Here is a 4,005-nt window from a genome sequence, read left to right as displayed (position 1 = left end):
TCAAAAGTCCCATGTGGATCACTCCGTTGCCCCCGCCGCTCACCGCTTTGGAGGAAGGTTCACATGGCTCAGTTCTCAGTGAAAATTATGCCCTTAAACGGCTCAGTTCTGGGTGAGAAACAACAACCCATGTGACCCTTCCCCGAACGCAGTGAGCGACAGGGGGACATTGGAGTGATCCACATGGGACTTTTGAACGTCATCCGCCGCCTGGCGCTTCGTCAGAAGCTGCCGATCCGGGAGATTGCCCGGCGAACCGGACTCTCTCGGAACACAATTAAGAAGTATCTGAGGGCAGGCACAATCGAGCCGAGGTTCTCGGTGCCCGAGCGATCGAGCAAGATCGATCCCTTTGCCGACAAGCTCGCCGGCTGGCTGAAGACCGAGGCCGCGAAGTCGCGCAAGCAACGCCGGCCCTTGACGCATCTGCATGCCGACCTGGCGGCGCTCGGCTACACCGGCTCCTACAACCGGGTTGCAGCCTTCGCGCGGGAATGGCGAACAGCCCGGCAGCGCGAGCAGAACACGACGGGGCGGGGCACTTTTGTGCCTCTGGCGTTCCGGCCCGGCGAAGCGTTCCAGTTCGATTGGAGCGAAGACTTCGCCATAATCGCTGGCGAACGGACCAAGCTGCAGGTCGCGCACACGAAGCTCTCACACAGCCGCGCCTTCATGGTGCGGGCCTATCTACTGCAGACCCACGAGATGCTGTTCGACGCCCATTGGCATGCATTCCGCGCCTTCGGCGGCGTGCCCGACCGGGGTATTTATGATAACATGAAGACGGCGGTGGACCGCATCGGTCGCGGCAAGGAGCGGCAGATCAACATGCGCTTTCTCGCCATGGCCAACCACTACGTCTTCGAGCCGGAGTTCTGTAATCCCGCGTCGGGTTGGGAGAAGGGGCAGGTCGAGAAGAACGTGCAGGATGCGCGGCCGCGGCTATGGCAACCGATACCGAACTTCCCCGACCTGGATGCCCTCAATGCCTGGCTTGAGCAGCGGTGCCTCGAGCTCTGGCAGGAGATACCTCATGGCCGTCTTCCCGGCACGATCGCGGACATCTTTGCCCACGAGCAGGCCGCGCTGATGCCGGTGCCGCCGGCATTTGACGGCTTCGTCGAGCAAAGCAAGCGGGTCTCGCCGACCTGCCTGATCAGCTTCGAGCGCAATCGCTACAGCGTTCCTGCCTCCTTCGCCAACCGACCGGTGAGCATCAGGGTCTACCCGGACCGGCTCGTCATCGCAGCTGAGGGACAGATCCTGTGTGAACACGGGCGCCGGATCGACCGGTCACATCACCTGCCGCCACGAACGATCTACGACTGGCGACACTACCTGACGGTTCTCCAGCGTAAGCCGGGCGCCTTGCGCAATGGGGCTCCCTTTGCCGAACTGCCTGACGGCTTCCGCCGGCTGCAGGAGCTGATGTTGAAGCGCGCTGGCGGGGATCGGGAGATGGTCGATATCCTCGCCCTCGTCCTGCATCATGACGAACAGGTCGTGCTGACCGCCGTCGAGCTGGCCCTGTCCGCAGGCGTCGCCACGAAGACCCATGTCCTCAATATCCTGCACCGCTTGATCGACGGAAAAGCCACGGATGGACCGATCGGACCGACCGTCGATACCCCGCAGGCACTACTCTTGCGCCGTGAGCCAAAGGCCGATGTCGGGCGCTATGACAACCTGCGCGCTTCCAGCACTTGAGATCGTCATGCGTCATGATCCCGCTAGCGGTGCCGTCGTCATCATGCTTCGAAGCATGAAGATGTATGGCATGGCCCAAGCGGTCACCGATCTCATCGAGCAGGGCGCACCGGCGTTCGAAGTCGCTGTGCCGATCCTGACCCAGTTGCTGAAGGCGGAGGTGGCCGAGCGGGAGGTGCGCTCCATCGCCTATCACATGAAGGCTGCACGCTTCCCGGCCTACAAGGACTTGGCTGGATATGACTTCGCGGCGGCCGAGGTCAACGAGGCCACGGTCCGGCAACTACACCGCTGCGAGTTCATCGATGGCGCGCAGAACGCCGTGCTCATCGGGGGGCCCGGCACAGGAAAAACCCATATCGCGACAGCGCTCGGCATCCAGGCGATCGAGCATCACCGCCGGAAGGTCCGCTTCTTCTCGACGATCGAGTTGGTCAACACGCTCGAGCAGGAGAAGGCCAGAGGCAAGGCGGGGCAGACCGCGGAGAACTTGGCCCGCCTCGACCTCGTGATCCTCGACGAGCTGGGATATCTGCCGTTCAGCGCCTCAGGCGGCGCGCTGCTCTTCCATCTCTTAAGCAAGCTTTACGAGCGCACCAGTGTCGTGATCACCACCAACCTGAGCTTCAGCGAATGGGCCAGCGTCTTCGGCGATGCAAAGATGACCACCGCACTGCTCGACCGGCTCACCCACCGCTGCCACATTCTGGAGACAGGAAACGACAGCTTCCGCTTCAAGGCAAGCACCGCCGCCGCCACACGAAAGGGGAAGGACAACACGCATGTATTGACCCAGACATGACCACCGCCGCATAACTTAAAGGTGGGTCACTTCTCGATGGAAAAACCGGGTCAGTTCCGCGCGGAAATCAACAACTCCTCCCTTCAGATTGATCGTCGAAGATACGTGCGTCATTGACTTCCATTTGCGTTTATTTCGCAGCAGCCAGGGGCGATCTGAGAGCGTCGAAAGATTGGTCCGGATGCTAGTTCGGCCACTGGCGTGGGGAAGTCTGAGACGCGCACTCGCCAGTTGGCGCCCGCCTGTTTTGAAGCGCCCGCCATCAGTGCGACTTCATTGATTCCGACAAGATCGTCAGTGTTTGTTGTCACGAATACCTCTGTGAACATTATTCACAAAAGATGTTTGCAACGTTCACAATTTCTCGCCAGGAGCCACGGCGCACGACGATTTTTGATGCTAACTTGTAAGGAGCAAGGGTGTGGATTTCTCGGAGACGGTTGTGGCAATCGCCCATCCCGGCCTTCACCCCCCCAACCTTCGGTATTCTCAATCGCGCCGGGGCGCGCTCCATGCTGCCATCTCAGCTTTCTTCGGCAGGAAGCGCGTAGCGGAGCACGCGCAGATCCAAGCATGATACGTTGCAGTCGTCATCTCTGAGGTCGCAGGCGCGAGTCCTGAATCTGCGTGGCACGAGGGAGCGCTATAGCACGCGCTGCTCTGATCGGCGCGATCATGATGGTTCTTTCAGCCGGGGGTATTTCACCCTTGGCGCGGCGCGGTTCCGTCCGGGGACAGGCCGAGCAACGCGTATAGGTGATCGGGGGCCCTGGCCTCCCGCATCTGCTGAAGGGCTTCGTGCCCTTCGGCGGGTCGCCCCAGGTCCTTCAGGCAAAGCAGGTATTCGAAGTTTAGCCAGTAGCGGTAGACATCCCGCCAGACAAAGAGCCGGCCTGCATCGGGCATAGGGCAGCGGCGTCCTTTTTCGGCATATAGCAGCGCCAGCTGCGGGCGTTTCCGCATCCGCTCCAGCCGGGCCGCCTGATACAGGCACTCTGCCCGGTCAGGGCTGGTTTCGTAGCCAGAGAGAAAGGCAAGCAGCGCCTCATCGGGGTTGTCGGTTTTGGTCAGCTCGATCCCCAGGCCAAGCCAGGACAGACAGACCTCATCCTTCCACCCGCCAAGCGCAATGCGCTTGCGATACCATCCGATCGCCTCTTGCGGGGCATGGGCGTCGCGCCAGGAGTTTGCGCAATAGAAGGTGTAACGCGGCAGCAGATCCTGGTCTTCAGCAGGCAGGGTCTCGATGGCCTGCACCAGCGCGCGGGCATCGCGGTAATAGGTGGAGGGATCACGTGAACGCGCACCGGCGCTTTGATTGATCACCGCATAATCGCCCTCGATATGGCGTACCTTCTCCTGGCCCTGACCCTTAAAGTAAAGCCCCTCATGGACCACGCCGCGCCAGCGAAAACTGCCGTCGTTGCGGACAATCAGCTTTGACGGATAAAGGGTGCTGCCACGCCGGGTGTTCAGCGTCATCGCGTCGACATCGG

The 4,005-nt window shown here is 61.1% G+C and carries 3 protein-coding genes; 2 read left to right on the top strand and 1 reads right to left on the bottom strand.

Features of this window, described 5'->3' with window-relative positions:
* The first annotated feature begins 183 nt into the window (after positions 1-183).
* Together istA and istB are read left to right on the top strand one after the other, a co-directional pair.
* Complete coding sequence (gene istA / locus HOY34_RS21665) at positions 184-1,707, top strand: IS21 family transposase (RefSeq protein ID WP_172366734.1); 1,524 nt, start codon at positions 184-186, stop codon at positions 1,705-1,707.
* A gap of 7 nt (positions 1,708-1,714) precedes the next feature.
* On the top strand, positions 1,715-2,509 hold the full coding sequence (gene istB / locus HOY34_RS21660; RefSeq protein ID WP_172366732.1) for an IS21-like element helper ATPase IstB: 795 nt from the start codon (positions 1,715-1,717) through the stop codon (positions 2,507-2,509).
* A 702-nt stretch (positions 2,510-3,211) separates the two neighbouring features.
* On the opposite strand, the gene HOY34_RS21655 is transcribed toward istB, so the two are convergent.
* Positions 3,212-4,005 (bottom strand): tetratricopeptide repeat protein (locus HOY34_RS21655; protein WP_216654882.1); only part of this gene is annotated, 794 nt, incomplete at its 5' end.

The sequence above is a fragment of the Pseudogemmobacter hezensis genome, assembly GCF_013155295.1.
Classification (GTDB): Bacteria; Pseudomonadota; Alphaproteobacteria; order Rhodobacterales; family Rhodobacteraceae; genus Pseudogemmobacter; species Pseudogemmobacter hezensis.
Note: the sequence above shows the minus strand (reverse complement) of the source record. Positions and strands in the feature narration are given on the sequence as shown.